Genomic DNA, 19207 nt, shown 5'->3' with positions numbered 1-19207 from the left:
CATGGGCGTTTCTGTTACCCCCTGTGCGTGCAGGGAAGGCCTCAGGCCTTGGCGGAATCCTTCGCGGATCCCTTGGGCACGAACAGCGTCTCGGCCTGTTCCAGGGACATGCCGTTGGTCTCGGGCACCTTGAACACGACGAAGAAGAACGACGCCGCGGCGAACAGCGCGTACATGGCGTACGTCAGGGGCAGCGAGGCCGCGGCCATAACGGGGAAGCTCAGCGTGATGGCGAAGTTGGCGATCCACTGCGCGGCAGCGGCCAGGCCGAGGGCGCGGGCCCGGATCCGGGACGGGAAGATTTCGCCCAGCAGCACCCACACCAGCGGGCCCCACGAGGCGCCGAAGCTGATCACGAAGACGTTGGCGGCCACCAGGGCCGCGGGACCCCACGCGCCGGGCAGCGAGATGGTGTCACCGGAGCCGGTGGCCGAGCCGAAGGCCAGGGCCATGGTGCCCAGCGAGACGGCCATACCGATGGAACCCGCGAGCAGGATGGGGCGGCGGCCGATCCGGTCCACGAGGGCGATCGCGACCAGCGTCACCAGGATGTTCGTGACGGCGGTGGCCACGGAGATCGTCAGGGAATCCTCTTCCTGGAAGCCCACGGCCTTCCACAGGGTGGTGGAGTAGTAGAAGATCACGTTGATGCCGACGAACTGCTGCAGCACGGACAGGACGATGCCGACCCAGACAACCGGCTTCAGGCCCAGGACGTTACCGCGCAGGGACCCCTTCTTGCCTGCAAGCTTGTCCTCCTCGATGGCCTCCTTGATCTCGCGCAGGTGGCGGTCGGTGTCCTCGCTGGGGGCAATCGACTGGAAGACCTTGAGGGCCTCGTCGTCCTTGCCCTTGAAGACCAGGAAGCGCGGGGACTCCGGCAGGGTGAAGGCGATCCAGCCGTAGATGACGGCGGGGACGGCTCCGGCCAGGAACATCCAGCGCCATGCCTCGATGCCGACCCACAGGTTCTGGTCCGCGCCGCCGGCAGTGTTGGCGAAGACGGCGTCGGAGAGCAGGGCGGCAAAGATGCCCGTGGTGATGGCGAGCTGCTGGAGTGAGGCCAGGCGGCCGCGGACGTGCCGCGGCGAGATTTCGGAGATGTAGGCCGGTGCGATCACCGATGCCAGCCCGATGCCCAGGCCGCCGATCAGGCGCCAGAAGATGAGGTCCCAGACGCCGAAGCAGAAGCCGGTGCCGATGGCGCTGGCCAGGAACAGCACGGCGCCCACCTTCATGGCCGGGATCCGGCCGTAGCGGTCGGCTACCTTGCCCGCGAGGTAGGCGCCGGCCGCGCAGCCAAGCAGGGCCACGGCGACGGCGAAGCCGGTCACGGCCTCGCTGAGCGCGAACTCCTCCTTGATGGCATCGACGGCGCCGTTGACCACCGATGAGTCGAAGCCGAAGAGGAAGCCGCCGACGGCGCCCGCCACGGCCAGCCAAATGACCCGTTTGGGGATCTTGGCGGTGGTCTGGTCCTGGGTGATGGTCATTAGGCTCCCTCGGCAACTCGCGGTCCACGGCCTGCGCCGCAGCTACCAAGTCTTACACCGGACCCGGTGCGGTGCCTGTCACAAGGCCGGAAAATGAGAGCAAGCTTACATGGCAGGGAAACAGCGACGGCAGGCAGTCCAAGAGACTGCCAGCCGTGACGGATTACTGCATTGAAGCCCTAGTGGGCGGCGGCCGCGGCGCTCTCCCTGGAGACCGTCTTCGGGTCCGTGAGTTTCTTGTTCGGCAGGGCGAAGGTGATCAGGAAGGCGATGCCGGTGAGGACAGCGGCCGTGAGCATGACGGCGTCGATCGACTGCGCGAAGCCCTCCGTGATGGGCCGAGTCAGCGTCGAATTGGCCGTGTGCAGCCAGCTGGTGTCATTCAGCGAGTCGTTGCTGGCGCCGTTCTTGAAGAAATCGTAGAGCTTGGCGTTGGCGGGGTCGGCAGCCACGGCCGGATCCTTCAGCACCTTGAGGTATTCAGGGTCCTGAACGGCGTCCTTCATGCCGGTGGCGATCTTGTCGGCGGCGAGGCTGAAGAGCATGGAGATGAAGACGGCCGTTCCAACCGCGCCGCCCATGGACCGGAAGAACGCGGCGGCGGAGGTGCCCACACCCATGTCCTTCGACGGAACGGAGACCTGCATGGCCAGCGTCAGGGGCTGCATGCAGAAGCCCAGGCCCAGGCCGAAGAACACGGCGATGACACCGGGGACCCACAGCGGCGTGTCAACGCCGAGGGATAGGCCCATGACGACGGCGGCGCCGGTCAGGACGGCGGTGCCCAGGATCGGGAAGATCCGGTAGGTGCCCGATGCCGAGATGGTCCGGCCGGCCGTGATGGAGCCGGTGAGGATGCCAACGGTGAAGGTGATCATCATGAGGCCGGCCTCCGTGGGGGTCAGGCCCTTGACCAGCTGCAGGTACATCGGAAGCATCGCGATGGCGCCGAACATGCCGATGCCGATGATGAAGTTCAGCAGCGAGGACAGGCCGAAGGTGATGTTCTGGAACAGCCTCAGCGGGATCAGCGCGTAGTCAGCGGCGCGCTTTTCGGCCAGCAGGAAGGCAATGATGCCCACAAGGCCCAGTCCGTAGCAGATGAAGGCATTGGTGGAGCTCCAGCCCCAGGTGCGGCCCTGTTCGGCGACGAGGAGGAGCGGCACGATCGCCAGGGTGATGGCGGCGGCGCCCCAGTAGTCGATCTTCTGCTTCACATGCTTGGCCGGGAGGTGCAGGTACATGAACACCACCGTGAGGGCGGCGATGCCGATCGGCAGGTTGATGAGGAACACCCAGCGCCAGCCGTCGATTCCGAGGATGGTCTCGGTGCCTGCGAAGGCGCCGCCGATTACCGGGCCCAGGACGGAGGAGACGCCGAAGACGGACATGAAGTAGCCCTGGTACTTGGCGCGGTCCTTGAGCGCGACGATGTCGCCGATGATCGTCAGGGCGAGGGCCAGAAGGCCGCCCGCACCCATGCCCTGGATGCCGCGGGCGATCGCGAGTTCGGTCATGGAGTGGACCGATCCGGCATAGAGCGAGCCGGCGAGGAAGATCAGGATGGCGATGAGGTACAGCGGGCGGCGCCCGAAGATGTCGCTGAGCTTGCCGTAAAGCGGCGTGCTCACCGTGGAGGTGATGAGGTAGGCGGTGGTGGCCCACGCTTGCAGGGACAGGCCGTCGAGGTCGTTTGCGATCGTGTAGATCGAGGTGGACACGATCGTCTGGTCCAGTGAGGACAGGAACATGCCGAGCATGAGTCCCACCATGACGGTGATGGTCTGACGGTGGGTCAGGACCTCTCCTGCGGCGCGCACGGAGGTGGTTTTGGACATGACTGCTCCAAGGGGAAGTGTGGGGATCAAGCTGATAGTTGCTTTCAGTAACTATGTTACTGGCAGATTTGTTCCCGCTACTACTGTCCGAAGAAGAAAGTCCTCAGCGTTCCACCAGAATTCCGTCCGGATCGCACCAGATCATCGTGCCGGGCCGGATGGTCACGCCGCCGATCTCCAGCGGAACATCCACTTCCCCGGCGCCTTCTTTGGCGCTCTTGCGCGGGTTGCTGCCGAGCGCCTTCACCCCGAGCGGCAGCCCGGCGATGGCGAGCCGGTCCCGGATGGCCCCGTTGATGACGACGCCGGCCCAGCCGTTAGCGACGGCGCTCGCCGCGATCATGTCCCCCATCAGTGCAGTGCGGAGGGACCCGGCGCCGTCAACCACCAGGACGGAGCCGCTGCCGGGAGTGGCCAGCAAGGACTTGACCAGCGCGTTGTCCTCGAAGCACCGGATGGTCCGGACCGGTCCGCTGAAGTGCGTGCGGCCGCCCAGGGACTGGAACTGCGCGGACACGGAGTCGAGCTCCTCGCCGCGCTCATCGTAAAGGTCTGCGGTATTGACGGCGGAAGCGTTCACGGTCACTCCTTGGGTGTTGACAACAGGTGTTGGCTGCGGGTGTCATCCCCGAGACTCGCACATGACCGGCTCCCGTGCCACCGCGGACAGTCCGCCGGGCAAATCCGCGGGCCAACTCCGCCGGGCAAATCCGCCGGCCAACTCTGCCGGGCAACTCTGCCGCGATAGTCTGGCTCCGCACTGATACATATACCTGATCAGTTCCAGGGGGAGCCATGAGCATGTCCGATACCACCGCGCCGGCGCTTGCCGAGCCCGAGCACCGCGTCCGGCCCGTCTGGACCGCAGGGGTGGTGCTGGTCAACGTCGGCATCAACGCGGCGTTCTTTGGCCCGATCCAAGTGCTCCTCGGCCAGCAGGCGGCAGCCTTCAGCGAACCGGACAAGGAAGCCATCCTCGCCCTCGTAACAGGCGCAGGGGCCGCCGTCTCGCTCGTCGCCAACCCTCTCGTGGGCGCCTTCAGCGACCGCACCACCGCGCGCAGGGGCCGCCGGGTGCCGTGGGTGATTTTCGGCGCCATTCTGGGCGCCGCGGCACTGATCGCGCTGGCGGGCGCCCCTAATGTCGCCGTCATGACGCTGCTCTGGTGCCTCGTCCAGGCGGGCTGCAACGGCGCCTACGCGGCCATCACCGCGGCCATCCCGGACCGGGTGCCCGTCCCGCAGCGCGGCACGGTGGGCGGACTGGCTGCCATGGGGCAGACGGTCGGGATCCTGGCCGGGGCAGTGATCGCCGCCGCCGTCACCGGAAACTTCGCCGCCGGGTACCTCGTCTGCGCGGTGGCGCTGCTTGCCGGCGTCGTGCTGTATTACTTCAAGAACGACGACGTCCCGCTGCCTGCGCAGGCCCGGCCGCCGTTCAGCGTGGCCGGGTTTGTGCGGGGCTTTTGGATTTCGCCGGCCCGCCACACGGATTTCGCCTGGGCCTGGCTGACGCGGCTGCTGGTGAACATCGGCAACCACATGGTCACGCTCTATCTGTTGTTTTTCCTCAACGACGCCGTCCGGGTCCGCGAAACCCAGGGCATCGAGCCCGAGTTTGGTGTCCTGATCCTGACCGGCCTCTACGCGGTCATGGTGATCGCCACCAGCGTGGTGGGCGGGCGGCTGAGCGATCGCCTGGGCCGCCGGAAACCGCTGGTCATCATCTCGTCAGCCGTGATCGCTGCGGCCTCCCTCATCCTTGCGTTTGCGCCCACGTGGCCGGGCGCGCTGATCGGGGCCTCGGTGCTGGGCGTCGGCTTCGGCTGCTACTTGGCGGTGGACTTCGCGCTCATCACCCAGGTGCTTCCCACGGCACTGGACCGGGGCAAGGATCTCGGCGTCATTAACATCGCCAACTCGCTGCCCCAAGTGATCGCCCCGCTCATCGCATTTCCGTTTGTGGCTCTCTGGGGCGGCTATGTCTCGCTGTATGTGGCGGCCGCCGTAATCGGGCTTCTGGGCGCCGTGTTTGTGGTGAAGATCAAGGGCGTGGACTGAGCCGCGCTCGTCCCCTTCCGGGGCTCGTACGGCCCCGGTTGACTCGCCGGATGCCCGGTTTCGTGGCGTATAGTGGACGGCAATTGCCGCGGCAGCGCTGTGGGGGGATAGCTCCCGACTGCCGAGAAAAACGACCCCCGGAACGCTGCTGATGCCTGACTTTCACTCAGATCTTCCACCGATGGCCCCTCCCCCCACTCTGCCTAGGCAACGGCTCCGCTACGTGCGGATTCTGGACGTTGCTGCAGGGTTTGCCCGCAAGGGCCTGGACTCCGTAGTCCTTTCCGAGGTGGCGGCCAAGGCGGATGTTCCCCTGGGGACGCTGTACCGCTACTTCCCCTCGGCCACCCAGCTGGTCCTGGCGCTGTACCGCAAGCAACTGGGCGAACTCCTCGCGGGGAGCTCGCCGGCGGCGGGAAAAGCTTCGCTCCAGGCCCTGGTGGGGGTGGTGATGGAGATTTTCCACATGCGCCTCATGCAGCCTGCCGTGGAGCAGAGCCTCAACCGTGCGGTATACGTCAAGGACACGGACACCACGCGGCTGCTCCGCGAGATCGATGCGACAGCCGAAAAGGCCGTGACGGCCGCGTGCGGCGACGCCGCCGTCGCCAGGGTCCTGTTGCTGACGGTCACCGGGCTGGTCCAGGCCGTCCGCTGCCGCCGGCTGTCCCTCTTCGAAGCTGAAGAGGACCTCAAGAAAGCCTGTTCGCTTCTGCAGGGGGCACGACAGGCCGCGTAACTGGTCTAGACCGGTGGAGCCGAAAACTCCTCCATGCGCGTGATCTAAGTCACATAATATGATGGGCAAACGTTTCACCATCGCGCGGAATGACTGCAGCGCCGCCTCATCGGCAGGGCGCGTTGTTTACCATGGCTAGACCGGAGCAGGCTGACGCCAGCAACTCCGGGGGTTCCACCGGCGACCGCCACCTCTGGTTGCCGCCGACGCCCCCGACAGACCAACTTGAGCATCTGACGTGCTCAAGCTTCCATGTGCCGTGCGCCCACGGTGATTCCCAGGAGACAACGACGTGTCCACTGAAACGATCATTCCCGCCGATTCCGCTTCCCCGGCCGAGACAGTTGCCGCGCTCAGCGACGAGGAAATCTTCGCATCCCACCAGGGCGGCAAGCTGTCGATTTCCAGCACTGTCCCGCTTGCCAGCAAGCGAGACCTCTCCATCGCCTACACGCCCGGCGTCGCCCAGGTCAGCCGCGCCATCCACGCCAACCCGGAGCTCGCCAAGACGCTCACGTGGGCCCAGCGCCTCGTGGTCGTCGTCAGCGACGGCACAGCCGTGCTGGGCCTGGGCAACATCGGGGCCAGCGCCTCGCTGCCCGTGATGGAGGGCAAGTCCGCGCTCTTCAAGGCCTTCGGAGAGCTCGACTCCATCCCGCTGGTCCTGAACACCACCGACGTCGACGAAATCGTCGAGACGCTCGTCCGGCTGCGCCCGAGCTTCGGCGCCGTCAACCTCGAGGACGTCGCCGCGCCCCGGTGCTTCGAACTCGAAGAAAAGCTCATCGAGGCCCTGGACTGCCCGGTCATGCACGATGACCAGCACGGCACCGCCGTCGTGGTCCTCGCCGCCTTGACCAACGCCGCCAAGGTGACCGGCCGGACGCTCGAGAGCCTGCGCGTGGTGGTCTCCGGCGCCGGAGCCGCCGGCATCGCCGTCGCCGAAATCCTGCTGACGGCCGGGGTCGGCGACGTCGTCCTCCTGGACTCCCGCGGTGCGATCAGCAAGGACCGCGCGGACATCGCCGCGGATCCGGCCAGCAAGAAGGCCGAGCTCGCCGCCCGCAGCAACCCGCGCGGCGTGACCGGCGGCCCCGGCGAGGCGCTGCTCGGCGCCGACGTGTTCGTCGGCGTCTCTTCCTCGAAGCTGGACGAGGAGCACCTGAAGCTGATGAACCACAGCTCGATCGTGTTCGCCCTGTCCAACCCGGACCCGGAAGTTCTGCCGGAGGTCGCCAGCAGGTACGCGGCCGTCGTGGCTACCGGACGCAGCGACTTCCCGAACCAGATCAACAACGTCCTGGCCTTCCCAGGCATCTTCCGCGGAGCCCTGGACGCCGGCGCCCGCCGGATCACCCCGGCCATGAAGCTCGCCGCGGCCCGCGCCATCGCCGAACTCGCCGAAGACGACCTGTCCGCCGACTACATCGTGCCCAGCCCGCTTGACCCCAGGGTTGCCCCGGCGGTCTCCGCAGCAGTCGCTGCGGCGGTCGAAGCAGAGTAGCCACAGCTGACCAAACGACGACGGCGGCGCTTCCTTGGGGGGAGCGCCGCCGTCGCCGTTCTAGACTGGGGCCATGAACCCCGAGAGTGCCGTGACCGTGCTGTGCGGCCTCGCCATCCTGGTGGGCGTGGCCGGAACCATCCTCCCCGTGCTGCCGGGCAGCATCCTGATCGGGCTGAGCCTGTTCGCCTGGGCGCTGTGGGGCGGCGCCGGAACCACGGGCTGGGTGGTTTTCGGGATCGGCCTGGCCTTCGTCCTGGCCAGCATGGCCGCCAGCACCGTGCTGACCGGCCGGAAACTCAAGCAGCACAGCATCCCGAGCCGTTCCGTGGTGGTGGGGCTGGTGCTGGGCGTGGCCGGCATGTTCATCATCCCCGTCGTCGGGCTGTTCGTGGGCTTCGCGGCCGGGCTTCTGCTCAGCGAGCTGCAGCGTACGCGGGTGTTCAGTACCGCAGTGGCGTCGAGTTGGGCGGCGCTGAAGGCCACGGGCCTTGGCATGATCGTGGAATTCGGCCTCGCGTGCCTTTCCGCGAGCACCTGGGTGATCGGCCTCTGGGTGGCCGCGGCCGCCTAGCAGGGGCCGGCCGGTCCTACTAGCATGAGGGAATGAACGCCGCATCTGGCGAATCCGCCCACCTGAAGCCAAGTGTTCCTAGCCCCGCGGGCCCAGTCCGCACGGGTCCTGGCCCCGCCGGCGAGTCCCGGGGGCAGGGCAGGCCGTATACCGATACCCGCGATCTGACCCCCTTCCGCAAAGCCGTGGTCCGGACGCCCGTCCGCGGCCTGGCCGGCAACGTCGGCGGTGTGGTGACCGGACTCATGGCCGGCCGGGCTCCCGGGACGCTCGCTGCCGAGGGCGGGGTGCCCCGCCTGGGCAAAGTGGCCGGCCGGATGCCGGGCAAGACGGCGAAAGCCGTGCACTCCGCCGTCTTCGGCAGCACCGAGCCGGACAGGCTGATTGCCCTGGCCCGCACCTACCCTGGCTGGTCCGGGCTTTGCTATCTGATGGCCGGGCTGCTGGCGTACTCGCACGGCGGTCATCTGCGTGCCTCCGAGCTCCTGCAGCATGGCCTGAGCCTCCGGAACGACGCCGACGCCAACCGCTACGCCGCAGTGTACCTGGCGGGTGTGGTCACCAGGGTAGAGGTTGCCGAGCGGATCGAAGTACCCGTGCTCTTCAGCGGGGAGGCCGTGGTCCTGGCCCTGTCGCATTCCCTGCGCGAGACCGGCCAGACGGAGGAGGCCCTGGCGGCGCTGGCCGGCCTGCCGCCGTCGTTGCCGCTGGCTCTGGCCCGGTGTTCCCTTGCGGCAGAGCTGGGACACGACGTTGACGTGGTGGGAGACACCGAGGGGCTGCTGAACGCGGACGATCTGGCCGCCGCGCTGTTGCTGGTGCGTGCCCGATGCCTTCGGAGGCTCGGAGCCTACGGCGCGTCCCGTTCCGCCCTTCAGGAGGTCCTGCGGCGTCGGAAGACGCACTTGGCGCTGCGCAGCGACGCGCTGACGGACCAGGCTTTGCTTATCCTCGAGGCGGGCCGCAAGACGTTCGGCAGCCGCGAATGGCAACGCCGGAAATCGACAGAGGTGGAACATGTGGAGGTCGTTCGCAAGGACGCGGAACTGCACGAACTCTGGGACCGCGAATACGGCAGCGCTAGCGACGGCTGACAGGTCACCGGGCCACTGGGTGGCCAAATCCACGTATCCACTACTCTTGCGGGCCTCCGTGGCGGGTAGTACAAACGAGGCATGAGAGATGCCGTGGCGCGCTGGATGCAGCACTACATCACGGCGTGGACGACGAACGACCCGGAGGACATCCGGGCGCTGTTCACCGAGGACGCCATCTATGCGACAAGCCCCCAGGAGGCCGAACCCTGGCGCGGCCGGGAAGACATCGTCGAGCACTGGCTCGCCGGGCGCGACGAGCCGGATGACTGGACGTTCGAGTGGAAGCTGCTGGGGGTCGACGGCGGCCGGGCATTTGTACAGGGCCTGACCACCTACCGCGGCAACAGCCGAAGTTATGACAACCTGTGGATCATCCAGCTCACCGCGGACGGCCGCGCGTCGTCCTTCACCGAGTGGTACATGCAGCGCAAATAGCCTCTGCCGTGGATTCGCCGGCTCAGGCGCGGGTCATCGCCGCGCTGACGGCGGGCACGATTTGTTCAGCGAGCAGCACGGCGCCCAGGATCAGCATGATGATCCCGCTGGCCAGCGTCACCTGACGGGCGGCGCCCGGCCGCGCGTGCAGCAGTTTCCGGGCCAGGAGGGCCACGCAGCTGTAGATGACGCCCACGAGCAGCACGAACGTGAGCCCGAGCAAGCCCGACTGGACCGGAACGGGCAGCGCGGCGTCCGGGCTGACGAACTGCGGCACCAGGGCCACGAAGAACAGCAGTCCCTTGGGATTGATCCCGCTGATGCCGATGCCCTGGAGGAAGATCCGGAACTGACTCGCGGGGGCCGCCGCCGGCGGAGCGTCCGTGCCGGTGCTGAAGGTGGCGCCGCGCCAGGACCGCAGGGTGCTGTAGCCCAGCCACAGCAGGTAGAGGGCGCCCGCCGCCGTCAGCCAGCCGAGCACGCCGGGCATACCGGCCAGCAGTGCCGCCAGTCCCAGCACCAGGAGCACGGTGTGCAGGGCGTAGCCGCCGCACAGCCCGGCGACGGCGGGAGCAAAGCTGCGCTGTCTCAGCCCCGCGGCAATCGAGTACGCCCAGTCGACACCGGGGGTGCAGGCCAGGGCGACGGCGACAACCAGGAAGGCGAGGAAAAGCTGGGGGTTCACGGCAGGCTCCAGGGGATGCAGTACCTCGTAGCAGGTACAAGGAAAACTCTAGGCAAATCCCGCCCGGAAGTGTTCGCCTATTTACCGAAGAATCGCCCCTTCACGGTAAGATTCTTGCGTGATTGACAATATTGACAGAAGTATTTTGCGCCACCTCCAAATGGACGGGCGCATGACCGCCACGGCGCTGGCCTCGAAGGTCGGGCTGACCGTGGCCCCCTGTCATCGCCGGCTGCGGGAGCTGGAGGCCGCCGGGATCATCCGGGGCTACCGGGCGGACATCGATCCGGCCGCCGTCGGGCTCGGCTTCGAGGCCATCGTGTTCGTAACGCTGCGCCAGGTGGACCGATCGACGATGGAGATCTTCGAGAACCGGGTAGCGGACAACCCCAACATCGTCGAAGCCCAGCGGCTCTTCGGCTCGCCGGACTATCTGCTCAAGGTCATCGCGGAGGATCTTCCGTCCTACCAGCGCTTCTACGACAGCGAACTGACCTCCCTTCCCGGTGTCGAACGCCTGACGTCCACGCTGGTCATGAAGAACCTGAAGTCCAACGTCGGGCCGCCGGTCTGAGCGATGACTTCGGGGCTGCCGGGCTCAGGCGCCCAGGAGTCCCGTCGTCCGGTAGGGGATGACCTCGCGCAGGAACATGCTCGTCGAGGTCCGGACGATGCCGGGACACAGCCGGATTTCCTCGGACACGCGGTAGAGGTCGTCCGGGCTCTTGGCCACCACCCGGATCAGGAGGTCGGTGTCCCCGGCTGGGGCATGGCATTCGAGCACCTCGGGGATGTTGCGCAGGGCCGCGATCGCCTCGTTGAGGTGGCTCTGGTCCAGTTCCGCGCTCACCGCGGCCGCCACGCCGCGGCCCAGGGCGGACGGCAGGACCCGGCTGCTGTTGGGCCGGAGCGCGCCCGACGCCGACATCCGCTCCAGGCGGGACTGCACAGTGCCCCGGGCCAGGCCCAGCTTTTGCGCCAGCAGCATGACCGGCACGCGGGGATCGTCGTCCAGTGCGGCGAGGATCCGCCGGTCGGTCGCGTCGAGCTCCTGCAAAATGACCACTTCCTGTTCACTCTTCCGGCTGTAGTTGATCAGACTGACTACTCCGGGTCAGGTCCGTTGCACCAACTGTAGGTCTTCTGCTCAAATGGTGACAACAAAGGGACGCGGCTACCGCCACGGTCCCGAAGGCTACAGGAACCCCGGCACACCACCCGGACCCTGGATGAGGCTCCCGCAAGGAACCTGCCGCTGACTGACTCTTGTTCACGCATCGTCATTCCGCACAGCGCACCACAACACGGCAAGAGCCCCTGAGCTACCGACGTCGGATGTCCCGAAGTCATCGGTAGCTGAGGGGCTCTTGTGCTGCCCGGCATAGGCTGGACCCATGACGTCTGCCGGCCGCTTCGCTCCCAGTCCCTCCGGCGAACTTCACGTCGGCAACCTCCGGACGGCCATCCTGGCGTGGCTTTTTGCCCGGTCCACGGGGCGGCGCTTCCTGATGCGGGTGGAGGACCTGGACCGGGCCCGGGCCGGTGCCGAGGCGGAGCAGCTCCGCGATCTTGCGGCGATCGGCGTGACCTGGGACGGCGGCGTCGTGCGCCAGACGGACCGTGAGCACCTGTATGCCGAGGCGACCGCGCAGCTGACGGCCGCCGGACTGACCTACGAGTGCTTCTGCACGCGCCGCGAAATCCAGGAGGCCCCGTCCGCGCCGCACGCCCCGCTGGGCGCCTACCCGGGGACCTGCCGGAACCTGAGCGGCGCGGAGCGCGACGCCAGGCGGGCCGCCCGGCCGGCGGCAGTCCGGCTCCGTGCCGCCGTGGCCGAGACGACGGTGCGGGACGTGCTCCACGGCGACTACACCGGAGTGGTGGACGACTTCGTGCTCCGGCGCAATGACGGCGTGACCGCCTACAACCTCGCCGTGGTGGTGGATGATGCCGTGCAGGGCATCGACCAGGTGGTCCGCGGGGACGACCTTCTGCCCTCCACGCCGCGCCAGGCCTACCTGGCGTCCCTCCTAAATATGCCTGTTCCGGAATATGCCCATGTTCCGCTGGTGCTGAACTCCGACGGCGCCCGGCTGGCCAAGCGTGACGGCGCCGTTACGCTCGCGGACCTGGCGCGGGCCGGGGTGGGAGCCGACGAGGTCCGGGACATCCTGCTGGCATCCCTCGGGCTTCCCCCCGGCCCCCTTGCCGGTGCCCTTGCCGTGTTCGACCCGGCCGCGCTGCCACGGAAGCCCTGGGTGTGGCCCGGCGCGTAGGCTGGATCCATGACCGAGCCCGCACACCCCCAGCCCCGCTTCACCGTTGAGACAGCCAAGGTCCTGGCCGAGGTGGCCCACAACCGCCAGAAGGACAAGCTCAAGCGGCCGTACCGCGAGCACGTGCTCGCCGTCGGGGATGCGCTGGCGGACTTCGACGACGACATCCAGATCGCCGGGTACCTCCACGACATTGCCGAGGACACCCCGATGACCCGGCAGGCCCTCCTGGACATGGGGGTTTCCGAGCGGGCCGCCGACATTATTGAGCGCGTCACGAAGCGCTTGCACGAGAACCCGGACGACTACCAGGCGGGCATCCGTTACATCGCCGAAGACCACGACGCCACCCTGGTCAAGATTGCCGACAATGCACACAATTCGCTGCCCGAACGCGTCAAGGCGCTTGCGGAGAAGTGGCCGGACAAGCCGCCGGTCACCCGCTACGACGAGGCCCGCCCGGTGCTCTACGCCGCGGTCCCCGTGGAGGAGACCCGAAAGATCCTGGCCCGGATCAACCCGTGGCTGCTGCAGGAACTGGACGACATGCTCGACGAGGCGGACGACACCGACTACGAGAACCTGGCCTACGACAACCCGGACGCTGTCGTCTAGCGGATTCCCTCCCACAGGGAGCGTTCCCAGGACCGGGGGTCGTTCACCACACCCGGGGCGACGTCGAAGCGCATGGTGGCCCTACGGGCGGTTTCGTACGCCGGCCAGCCGGGGTCCCCGGTGGCGGCGAAAGACACCCAGGCGGCGTGCAGGGAGTCCGCCAGTGCCTGCGGCGGGTTGTCGCCCAGGAGCGGCCCGAACAGCCGGGCCGTCGTGTCCAGGTTGTCAAAGACGAACGGCACTTCCAACGCGTGGACCGCGCCGAGGCCCGGTGCTGCCCACGCGAACTCGTACATGTAGGTGCCCGCTCCGGTACCCTGCGCCGCCTCGGCGTGGGCCTCGGCCAGGCGGATGGCCGGGATCCGCACCCACCAGTCAGTCTGCACCGCGGCAAGAAGGTCGCCGGGGCCGGCATCGGGGTAGTGGGCCCGATACGTTTCGAGCCCAGCCTGGACCGGGAGGCCGTAGGCGGCAGGCGGCGGGAAGCCCTCGATGCTGTCCTTGCCGCTCAGGCTCTCTTCCGTAACCCTGGCGAGCACGCCGGTGATGGCCAGGAACAGTTTCCAGTCCTCGGTGTTGGTGCCGACGATCACGTCGACGTGCGCGCTGGCCCCGGCGGCGATCCGGTCAATGGGACGGCGCGGAATGACCTCGCCGTCGATCACCGGCTGCCAGGGCATCAGGCTCGCCACGACGTCGCGGCCCCAGCGCTCCGGATCCGGATGCGCCAGCAACTCGACCTTCAGCTCCGCCTGCGCCGCGAGGAACCGCTCGACCGGAACCGCCGCCATAGCCTCGCGGGTCTGCGCCACGCCCAGCTTCACGGCAAGGGACCGGCCGATCCGTTCCGCGACCGGTTCGGGAATCACGTGGTGGGCTGCCCCGCTCTGCAGGATGGCCCGCCGGAACAAACCCTCGGCACGGGGCATGGACAGCAGGATGCCGATGCTCATCGCGCCGGCGGACTCGCCGAAGACGGTGACATTTCCGGGGTCGCCGCCGAAGTCCGCGATGTTGTCGCGGACCCACTCCAGGGCCGCGACCTGATCCAGCAGGCCTACGTTGGCGTGCCCGTCGCCGAGGTAGAGAAAGCCGTCGGCGCCCACCCGCCAGTTGATCACGACGCACACGACGCCGTCCCGGGCGAAGTTCCGGCCGTCGTACGCCGCCGTCGAGCCGACCTCGAAGGCGCCGCCCTGGATCCAAACCATCACCGGGAGTCCGGCCGCCCCTGCTCTTGACGTCCCTGCGGTCGCCCTTGTAGCGGGCGTCCAGATGTTGAGGTTCAGGCAGTCCTCCCCGGTCAGCCCGGTGTCCCAGTCGGTGCCCGCACCCAGGGGCGGAGCAACCTGGGGAGGCGACGCCCCGTAGTGCGTGGCATCCCGCACGCCCGTCCACCGCTCAACCGGTTGCGGCGGCCGGAGCCGGTTCCCCCCGGACGGCGGCGCCGCGTAGGGGACGCCCAGGAAGGACGCGACGCCGCCGGCCTCCGTGCCCCGCAGCGTGCCGTTGTGGGTGGTGACGACAGCGTCCATGGCCATAACCGCCACTCTGGCAGGTCCCGCGGCGCGCCGGAAAGGGCCGAAGGTCACCGGCTGGACAGCTGCGGCCCTGCGGGCTTCAAACTGCCGACAGCAAAGGGCGTCGGGCCCGCCAAAGCGGTCCAGGCCACGCCGCTGACAATCGTCAGAAACAGGATCACGGTTCCCCGCGTTGCTTTGGCTACACCCGGCCCAAGGCGTCGATGTCCTCAAGGAAGTCCTGGTGCACCTCATCGCTGACCGTCGTCCGGGTGTCCCGGATGGCATCGAGATAGTCCTGGGTGGAGGGGCCCTTGCGGACAGCCGCACGGGAGGCGGGATCGCCCCCGGACGCCGCACCGCCGTCGTCGTACACCGCTTTTTCCAGCGCCCGCTGGGAGGCGCTGCGGGCCGCGTACTCGATGTCCGCGGGGGAGAAGCCCTCGGTGCGGTCCACGAGCAGCTCGACGTCGACGTCGTCCACCACGGCGGCGGGGATGAAGCGCTGCCACATCGCCTCGCGGGCCTGCCGGTCCGGCAGACCGATCGGGATGACGTAATCGAACCGGCCGTGGCGCAGGAACGCCGAATCCAGGGCGCGGATGAAGTTGGTGGCGCAGACCAGGATGCGGCCGGGCTGTTCGCGGAAGGCGGGGATGATCTTGAGGAGCTCGTTGGTCACGCCCTGCAGGGGAGAAGGCGGCTCGCCCGAGCGCTGCGAGGCGATTTCCTCGACCTCGTCGATGAAGACCACCGCGTGCTCGAGTTCGGCGATCTCCAGGAATGTTTCGCGCAGCGCCCCGGCCAGGCCCTGCGGATCGGCGGCCAGCCGGGAGGGGAAGACCTCCACGAAGGGCCACTCGAGCCGGGACGCGATCGCCTTGGCGAACGTCGTCTTGCCGGTGCCGGGCGGACCAAAGAGGACGACGGCGCGCGGGGGAACCACGCCGTATTCGTCGGCGAGGTCGGCCTCGGCAAGGGGCAGGACAAGCCGGCGTTCCAGCAGTTCCTTTTCGCGGCGCATGCCGGCCACGTTCTCCCACAGGTCGCGGGCCAGGATGCGGCCGCCGAGCTGGCTGAGGGGTTCCAGCTCCTGGCGCTGGACCGGAATTTTCCGCTCAAAGTAGCGCAGGTTCTTCTTCAGCACGAAGCCGCGGCCCAGGAACGCTTCCACCCGGGTTTCGGATTCCGGCATGAGCGCGGAGAGCTTGTTCAGCCCGTGCGGCGCCATCCGGTTCTCGACGGCGGCCAGCAGCGAGGTCCCGATGCCGCGGCCCCGGAACTCGGGCAGCGTCGCCAGGAAAACGATCCAGCCCTGGTCATGGGCGGCACGTCCGACGGCGGCGCCCACCACCTGCTCGCCCTGCACCGCCACGACGGCATGGTCCTTTTCGCACGAGGCCAGGACCTCGGAGAGCGCGTAGACAGGCTCCACATTCGATTCCTTGAGGGATTCCCAAAGGTGCAGGATGCCGTCAAGATCTGCCGAGTGGAAGTCCCTGATCCGCCAATTGGTCATGAAGTGTCTCCCGGATGGTTCGTCGCTGAGCCGGTGGGCGCCAGTGTGAGCTGGTCTGCTGAGCATATGCGAACCGCCTCGATCAGAGGTTGCGGGGGCGTTGCATTACGCCGACAAACGTAGAACCGGCTCGCAGCTGTTGTCGTTCTGAGGTTCAAAACGACAACAACTGCGAGCCAGACGCGCGGGAGGTGCTAATTGCCGCCCGGCGACCCAGGGCCAGGCCGGTTGGCCACGAGCGGGTACGGGCCGGTGAAGCCGTCGCGGACGGCGGCGATTTCCATGATGCGGTGCCGGCAGAGGCGCCAGCCGAGCATCAGGAGCGGGATGATGACGACGAGGGACGCGATCGTCCACGTTCCCACCGGAGAGTCGAACGCCATGAGGACCAGCACCGCCAGGAGGAAGGCCAGGGTGATCCAGCCTGTGACGGGGGCGCCGGGCATCCGGAAGGAAGGCCGGAGCAGTTCCCCGCGGGCCGCGAGCCGGGCCAGCTGCATCTGGCACAACACGATCATGGCCCACGTGCTGATGATGCCCAGCGACGCGACGTTCAGGACGATCTCGAAGGCCTCGGCGGGGACCACGGCGTTCAGGACGACGCCCAGGACGGCCACACCGGCGGTCAGGGCGATGCCGCCGTAGGGGACACCGGACTTGTTCATCCGGGCGGCGAACTTCGGCGCGGAACCCGACACGGACATGGAGCGCATGATCCGGCCGGTGGAGTAGAGTCCGGCGTTGAGCGAGGACAGCGCCGCAGTAAGGACCACGAGGTTCATGATGGCGTCCACCCCGTCCACGCCGATGGAACCGAAGAACGTCACGAACGGGCTTTCGCCGGCCTTGTAGGAGCTGTAGGGCAGCAGCAGCGAGAGCAGGACGAGCGAGCCGACGTAGAACACTGCGATGCGCACGATCACCGTGTTGATGGCCCGCGGCATGATCTTCTCCGGGTTTTCCGTCTCGCCGGCGGCGGTGCCGATCAGCTCGATCGAGGCGTAGGCGAACACGACGCCCTGCATCACCACGACTGCCGGCAAAAGGCCGTTGGGGAACAGGCCGCCATTGTCCGCGATCAGGTTGAAACCGACCTCGTGGCCACCGACGGGCGTGCCGAAGATGACGAAGTAGATGCCCACGAGCAGGAAGGACACCAGCGCCACCACTTTGATGAGCGCGAACCAGAATTCGAGTTCGCCGAACACCTTGACGCTGATGAGGTTCAGGGCCAGGACCAGGATCAGGGCGGCCAGGGCCCAGACCCACTGCGGCACGTCAGCGATGGGGGCCCAGTACTTCTTGAAGAAGTTCATGTAGAGAGCGACGGCGGTGATGTCCACGATCGCGGTCATGGCCCAGTTCAGCCAGTACAGCCAGCCGGTGACGAATGCGGCCTTCTCGCCGAAGAATTCGCGTGCGTAGGACACGAACGAGCCCGACGACGGCCGGTGCATCACGAGTTCGCCGAGGGCACGCAGGATCATGAAGGCGAAGAAGCCGCAGACGGCGTAGCTGATGATCAGGGCCGGTCCGGCGGTGGCGAGGCGGCCTCCGGCGCCCATGAACAGGCCGGTGCCGATGGCGCCGCCGATCGCGATCATCTGGACCTGCCGGGGTTTCAGGCTCTTGTGGTAGCCCTGGTCCTCGGCGTGGAGCGCGGCCTCGGTGGCGTGGGCATGCGCCGGAATGGTGTGGTCGGTGACGGCCGGCCGCTGGTTGGCGGGCTGTTGGTCCTGCTGTTTTTGGGCGCGGGCAGTGTCGGGATAAGTCATGGGAATCCTTTGTCTACTTGCTCAGGTTGGCGAGGCGTTCGGGGCTGAGGAGCTCGGTGAGCTGCTCCTCGGTCAGGAGCCCGTGTTCGAGGACGAGTTCCGCGACGCCCTTGCCGGTGGCGAGGGCCTCCTGCGCGATGGCCGTGGCTGTGGCGTAGCCCAGATGCGGGTTGAGGGCGGTGACGAGGCCGATTGACTGTTCCACCGTGAGGCGGAGGTGCTCGGTGTTGGCGGTAATGCCCCGGACGCAGCGGGCCGTGAGGGTGCGGCAGGCGGCTTCCAGGTGGGAGATGCTCTTGTGGAGGCTGTGGACGATGATCGGTTCGAAGGCGTTGAGCTGGAGCTGGCCGGCCTCGGCGGCCATGGTGATGGTGACGTCGTTGCCGATGACCTCGTAGGCGACCTGGCTGACCACTTCCGGGATGACCGGGTTGATCTTGCCGGGCATGATCGAGGAGCCGGACTGCACTGCGGGAAGGTTGATTTCGCCAAGCCCGGCGCGCGGGCCGGAGGAGAGCAGCCGGAGGTCGTTGCAGATCTTGGACAGTTTCACGGCGACCCGCTTCAGCACGCCGGAGAGGTGCACAAAGGCGCCGACGTCCTGCGTGGCCTCGATCAGGTCCACTGCGGTGACGAGCGGAAGGCCCGTGATGTCGGCCAGGTGCCGGCAGGCGGCCGCGGCGTACCCGGCCGGGGCGTTCAGGCCGGTGCCGATCGCCGTGGCGCCGAGATTGATTTCGTGGATCAACAGGTCGGCTTCGGCCAGGCGGAGCCGGTCCTCCCCGATCGTGACGGCGTAGGTGCCGAATTCCTGGCCGAGTGTCATGGGGACGGCGTCCTGCAGTTGGGTGCGGCCCATCTTCACCACCGTGCGGAATTCAAGGGCCTTGGCGGCGAAGGCGTCCTCGAGCTCGGTGAGCGCTTCGAGGAGTTCCCGGGCGGCGAAGATCGTGCCGAGCTTGACCGCCGTGGGATAGACGTCGTTGGTGGACTGGCTGAGGTTGACGTGGTCGTTGGGGTGCAGCCGTGCGTAGTCGCCCTTGGGGCGGCCGAGGATTTCCAGGGCCCGGTTGGCG

18 protein-coding genes are annotated in these 19207 nt (G+C 67.7%); 9 read left to right on the top strand and 9 right to left on the bottom strand.

From position 1 onward, the window contains the following. Nucleotides 1-41: 41 nt before the first annotated feature. The 3 genes from BLR03_RS00805 to rraA form a co-directional block, all read right to left on the bottom strand. Nucleotides 42-1493: a sugar porter family MFS transporter gene (locus BLR03_RS00805; RefSeq protein ID WP_091248208.1), complete on the bottom strand. Its 1452-nt coding sequence runs from the start codon at nt 1491-1493 to the stop codon at nt 42-44. A 179-nt stretch (nt 1494-1672) separates the two neighbouring features. Next, the gene (locus BLR03_RS00800; protein ID WP_091248206.1) at nt 1673-3331 is read right to left on the bottom strand and encodes an MDR family MFS transporter; all 1659 of its coding nucleotides are present in this window, start codon (nt 3329-3331) and stop codon (nt 1673-1675) included. A 103-nt stretch (nt 3332-3434) separates the two neighbouring features. Further along, the gene (gene rraA, locus BLR03_RS00795) at nt 3435-3911 is read right to left on the bottom strand and encodes a ribonuclease E activity regulator RraA (protein WP_091248204.1); all 477 of its coding nucleotides are present in this window, start codon (nt 3909-3911) and stop codon (nt 3435-3437) included. 215 nt (nt 3912-4126) lie between these two features. On the opposite strand from rraA, the gene BLR03_RS00790 reads away from it, so the two are divergent. The 6 genes from BLR03_RS00790 (at nt 4127) to BLR03_RS00765 (ending at nt 9741) form a co-directional block, all read left to right on the top strand. Further along, a complete protein-coding gene (locus tag BLR03_RS00790; RefSeq protein WP_091248201.1) occupies nt 4127-5392 on the top strand; it encodes an MFS transporter in 1266 nt (421 codons plus the stop codon). A gap of 151 nt (nt 5393-5543) precedes the next feature. Next, nucleotides 5544-6131 (top strand): TetR/AcrR family transcriptional regulator, encoded by a 588-nt coding sequence (locus tag BLR03_RS00785; protein ID WP_091248199.1) that lies wholly within the window; start codon nt 5544-5546, stop codon nt 6129-6131. A 292-nt stretch (nt 6132-6423) separates the two neighbouring features. Then, on the top strand, nt 6424-7635 hold the full coding sequence (locus tag BLR03_RS00780; RefSeq protein ID WP_175460358.1) for an NAD(P)-dependent malic enzyme: 1212 nt from the start codon (nt 6424-6426) through the stop codon (nt 7633-7635). Between the two features lie 73 nt (nt 7636-7708). After that, nucleotides 7709-8209, top strand: coding sequence for a DUF456 domain-containing protein (locus tag BLR03_RS00775; protein WP_091248197.1), 501 nt, complete (start codon nt 7709-7711; stop codon nt 8207-8209). A gap of 32 nt (nt 8210-8241) precedes the next feature. Next, on the top strand, nt 8242-9303 hold the full coding sequence (locus tag BLR03_RS00770) for a hypothetical protein (protein WP_254788090.1): 1062 nt from the start codon (nt 8242-8244) through the stop codon (nt 9301-9303). An 81-nt stretch (nt 9304-9384) separates the two neighbouring features. Then, nucleotides 9385-9741: a nuclear transport factor 2 family protein gene (locus BLR03_RS00765; protein ID WP_091248195.1), complete on the top strand. Its 357-nt coding sequence runs from the start codon at nt 9385-9387 to the stop codon at nt 9739-9741. Between the two features lie 22 nt (nt 9742-9763). Here BLR03_RS00765 and BLR03_RS00760 read toward each other — a convergent pair whose 3' ends face one another. Further along, entirely contained in the window at nt 9764-10426 is a 663-nt protein-coding gene (locus BLR03_RS00760) for a LysE family translocator (protein WP_091248192.1), read from the bottom strand. A 118-nt stretch (nt 10427-10544) separates the two neighbouring features. On the opposite strand from BLR03_RS00760, the gene BLR03_RS00755 reads away from it, so the two are divergent. Then, on the top strand, nt 10545-11000 hold the full coding sequence (locus BLR03_RS00755) for an Lrp/AsnC family transcriptional regulator (RefSeq protein ID WP_091248190.1): 456 nt from the start codon (nt 10545-10547) through the stop codon (nt 10998-11000). Between the two features lie 24 nt (nt 11001-11024). On the opposite strand, the gene BLR03_RS00750 is transcribed toward BLR03_RS00755, so the two are convergent. Next, complete coding sequence (locus BLR03_RS00750) at nt 11025-11483, bottom strand: Lrp/AsnC family transcriptional regulator (protein WP_175460378.1); 459 nt, start codon at nt 11481-11483, stop codon at nt 11025-11027. Between the two features lie 337 nt (nt 11484-11820). Here BLR03_RS00750 and gluQRS point away from each other — a divergent pair, with 337 nt between their 5' ends. Both gluQRS and BLR03_RS00740 read left to right on the top strand, forming a co-directional pair. Beyond that, the gene (gene gluQRS / locus BLR03_RS00745; protein ID WP_091248185.1) at nt 11821-12702 is read left to right on the top strand and encodes a tRNA glutamyl-Q(34) synthetase GluQRS; all 882 of its coding nucleotides are present in this window, start codon (nt 11821-11823) and stop codon (nt 12700-12702) included. Between the two features lie 9 nt (nt 12703-12711). Next, nucleotides 12712-13317 (top strand): HD domain-containing protein, encoded by a 606-nt coding sequence (locus tag BLR03_RS00740; RefSeq protein ID WP_091248183.1) that lies wholly within the window; start codon nt 12712-12714, stop codon nt 13315-13317. On the opposite strand, the gene BLR03_RS00735 is transcribed toward BLR03_RS00740, so the two are convergent. From BLR03_RS00735 to BLR03_RS00720, 4 genes are all read right to left on the bottom strand, one after another. After that, nucleotides 13314-14858: a carboxylesterase/lipase family protein gene (locus tag BLR03_RS00735; RefSeq protein WP_254788089.1), complete on the bottom strand. Its 1545-nt coding sequence runs from the start codon at nt 14856-14858 to the stop codon at nt 13314-13316. The two genes, BLR03_RS00740 and BLR03_RS00735, sit on opposite strands and share 4 nt — an antisense overlap. 181 nt (nt 14859-15039) lie before the next feature. After that, nucleotides 15040-16356 (bottom strand): ATP-binding protein, encoded by a 1317-nt coding sequence (locus BLR03_RS00730; RefSeq protein ID WP_091248181.1) that lies wholly within the window; start codon nt 16354-16356, stop codon nt 15040-15042. A gap of 194 nt (nt 16357-16550) precedes the next feature. Beyond that, nucleotides 16551-18131, bottom strand: a complete 1581-nt coding sequence (locus BLR03_RS00725) for an amino acid permease (protein ID WP_254788088.1) — start codon at nt 18129-18131, stop codon at nt 16551-16553. Between the two features lie 13 nt (nt 18132-18144). Beyond that, a partial coding sequence (locus BLR03_RS00720; RefSeq protein WP_091248794.1) for an aspartate ammonia-lyase occupies nt 18145-19207 on the bottom strand: 1063 nt, incomplete at its 5' end.

The organism is Arthrobacter sp. ok909 (assembly GCF_900104405.1).
In the GTDB taxonomy this organism is placed as follows: domain Bacteria; phylum Actinomycetota; class Actinomycetes; order Actinomycetales; family Micrococcaceae; genus Arthrobacter; species Arthrobacter humicola.
Note: the sequence above shows the minus strand (reverse complement) of the source record. Positions and strands in the feature narration are given on the sequence as shown.

Bases quoted from the DNA above. Each gene is read 5' to 3' on its own strand.
- BLR03_RS00805 (WP_091248208.1), bottom strand. From the start codon at position 1,493: ATGACCATCACCCAGGACCAGACCACCGCCAAGATCCCCAAACGGGTC.
- BLR03_RS00800 (WP_091248206.1), bottom strand. From the start codon at position 3,331: ATGTCCAAAACCACCTCCGTGCGCGCCGCAGGAGAGGTCCTGACCCAC.
- BLR03_RS00790 (WP_091248201.1), top strand. From the start codon at position 4,127: ATGAGCATGTCCGATACCACCGCGCCGGCGCTTGCCGAGCCCGAGCAC.
- BLR03_RS00785 (WP_091248199.1), top strand. From the start codon at position 5,544: ATGCCTGACTTTCACTCAGATCTTCCACCGATGGCCCCTCCCCCCACT.
- BLR03_RS00775 (WP_091248197.1), top strand. From the start codon at position 7,709: ATGAACCCCGAGAGTGCCGTGACCGTGCTGTGCGGCCTCGCCATCCTG.
- BLR03_RS00770 (WP_254788090.1), top strand. From the start codon at position 8,242: ATGAACGCCGCATCTGGCGAATCCGCCCACCTGAAGCCAAGTGTTCCT.
- BLR03_RS00765 (WP_091248195.1), top strand. From the start codon at position 9,385: ATGAGAGATGCCGTGGCGCGCTGGATGCAGCACTACATCACGGCGTGG.
- gluQRS (WP_091248185.1), top strand. From the start codon at position 11,821: ATGACGTCTGCCGGCCGCTTCGCTCCCAGTCCCTCCGGCGAACTTCAC.
- BLR03_RS00740 (WP_091248183.1), top strand. From the start codon at position 12,712: ATGACCGAGCCCGCACACCCCCAGCCCCGCTTCACCGTTGAGACAGCC.
- BLR03_RS00735 (WP_254788089.1), bottom strand. From the start codon at position 14,858: ATGGCCATGGACGCTGTCGTCACCACCCACAACGGCACGCTGCGGGGC.
- BLR03_RS00730 (WP_091248181.1), bottom strand. From the start codon at position 16,356: ATGACCAATTGGCGGATCAGGGACTTCCACTCGGCAGATCTTGACGGC.
- BLR03_RS00725 (WP_254788088.1), bottom strand. From the start codon at position 18,131: ATGACTTATCCCGACACTGCCCGCGCCCAAAAACAGCAGGACCAACAG.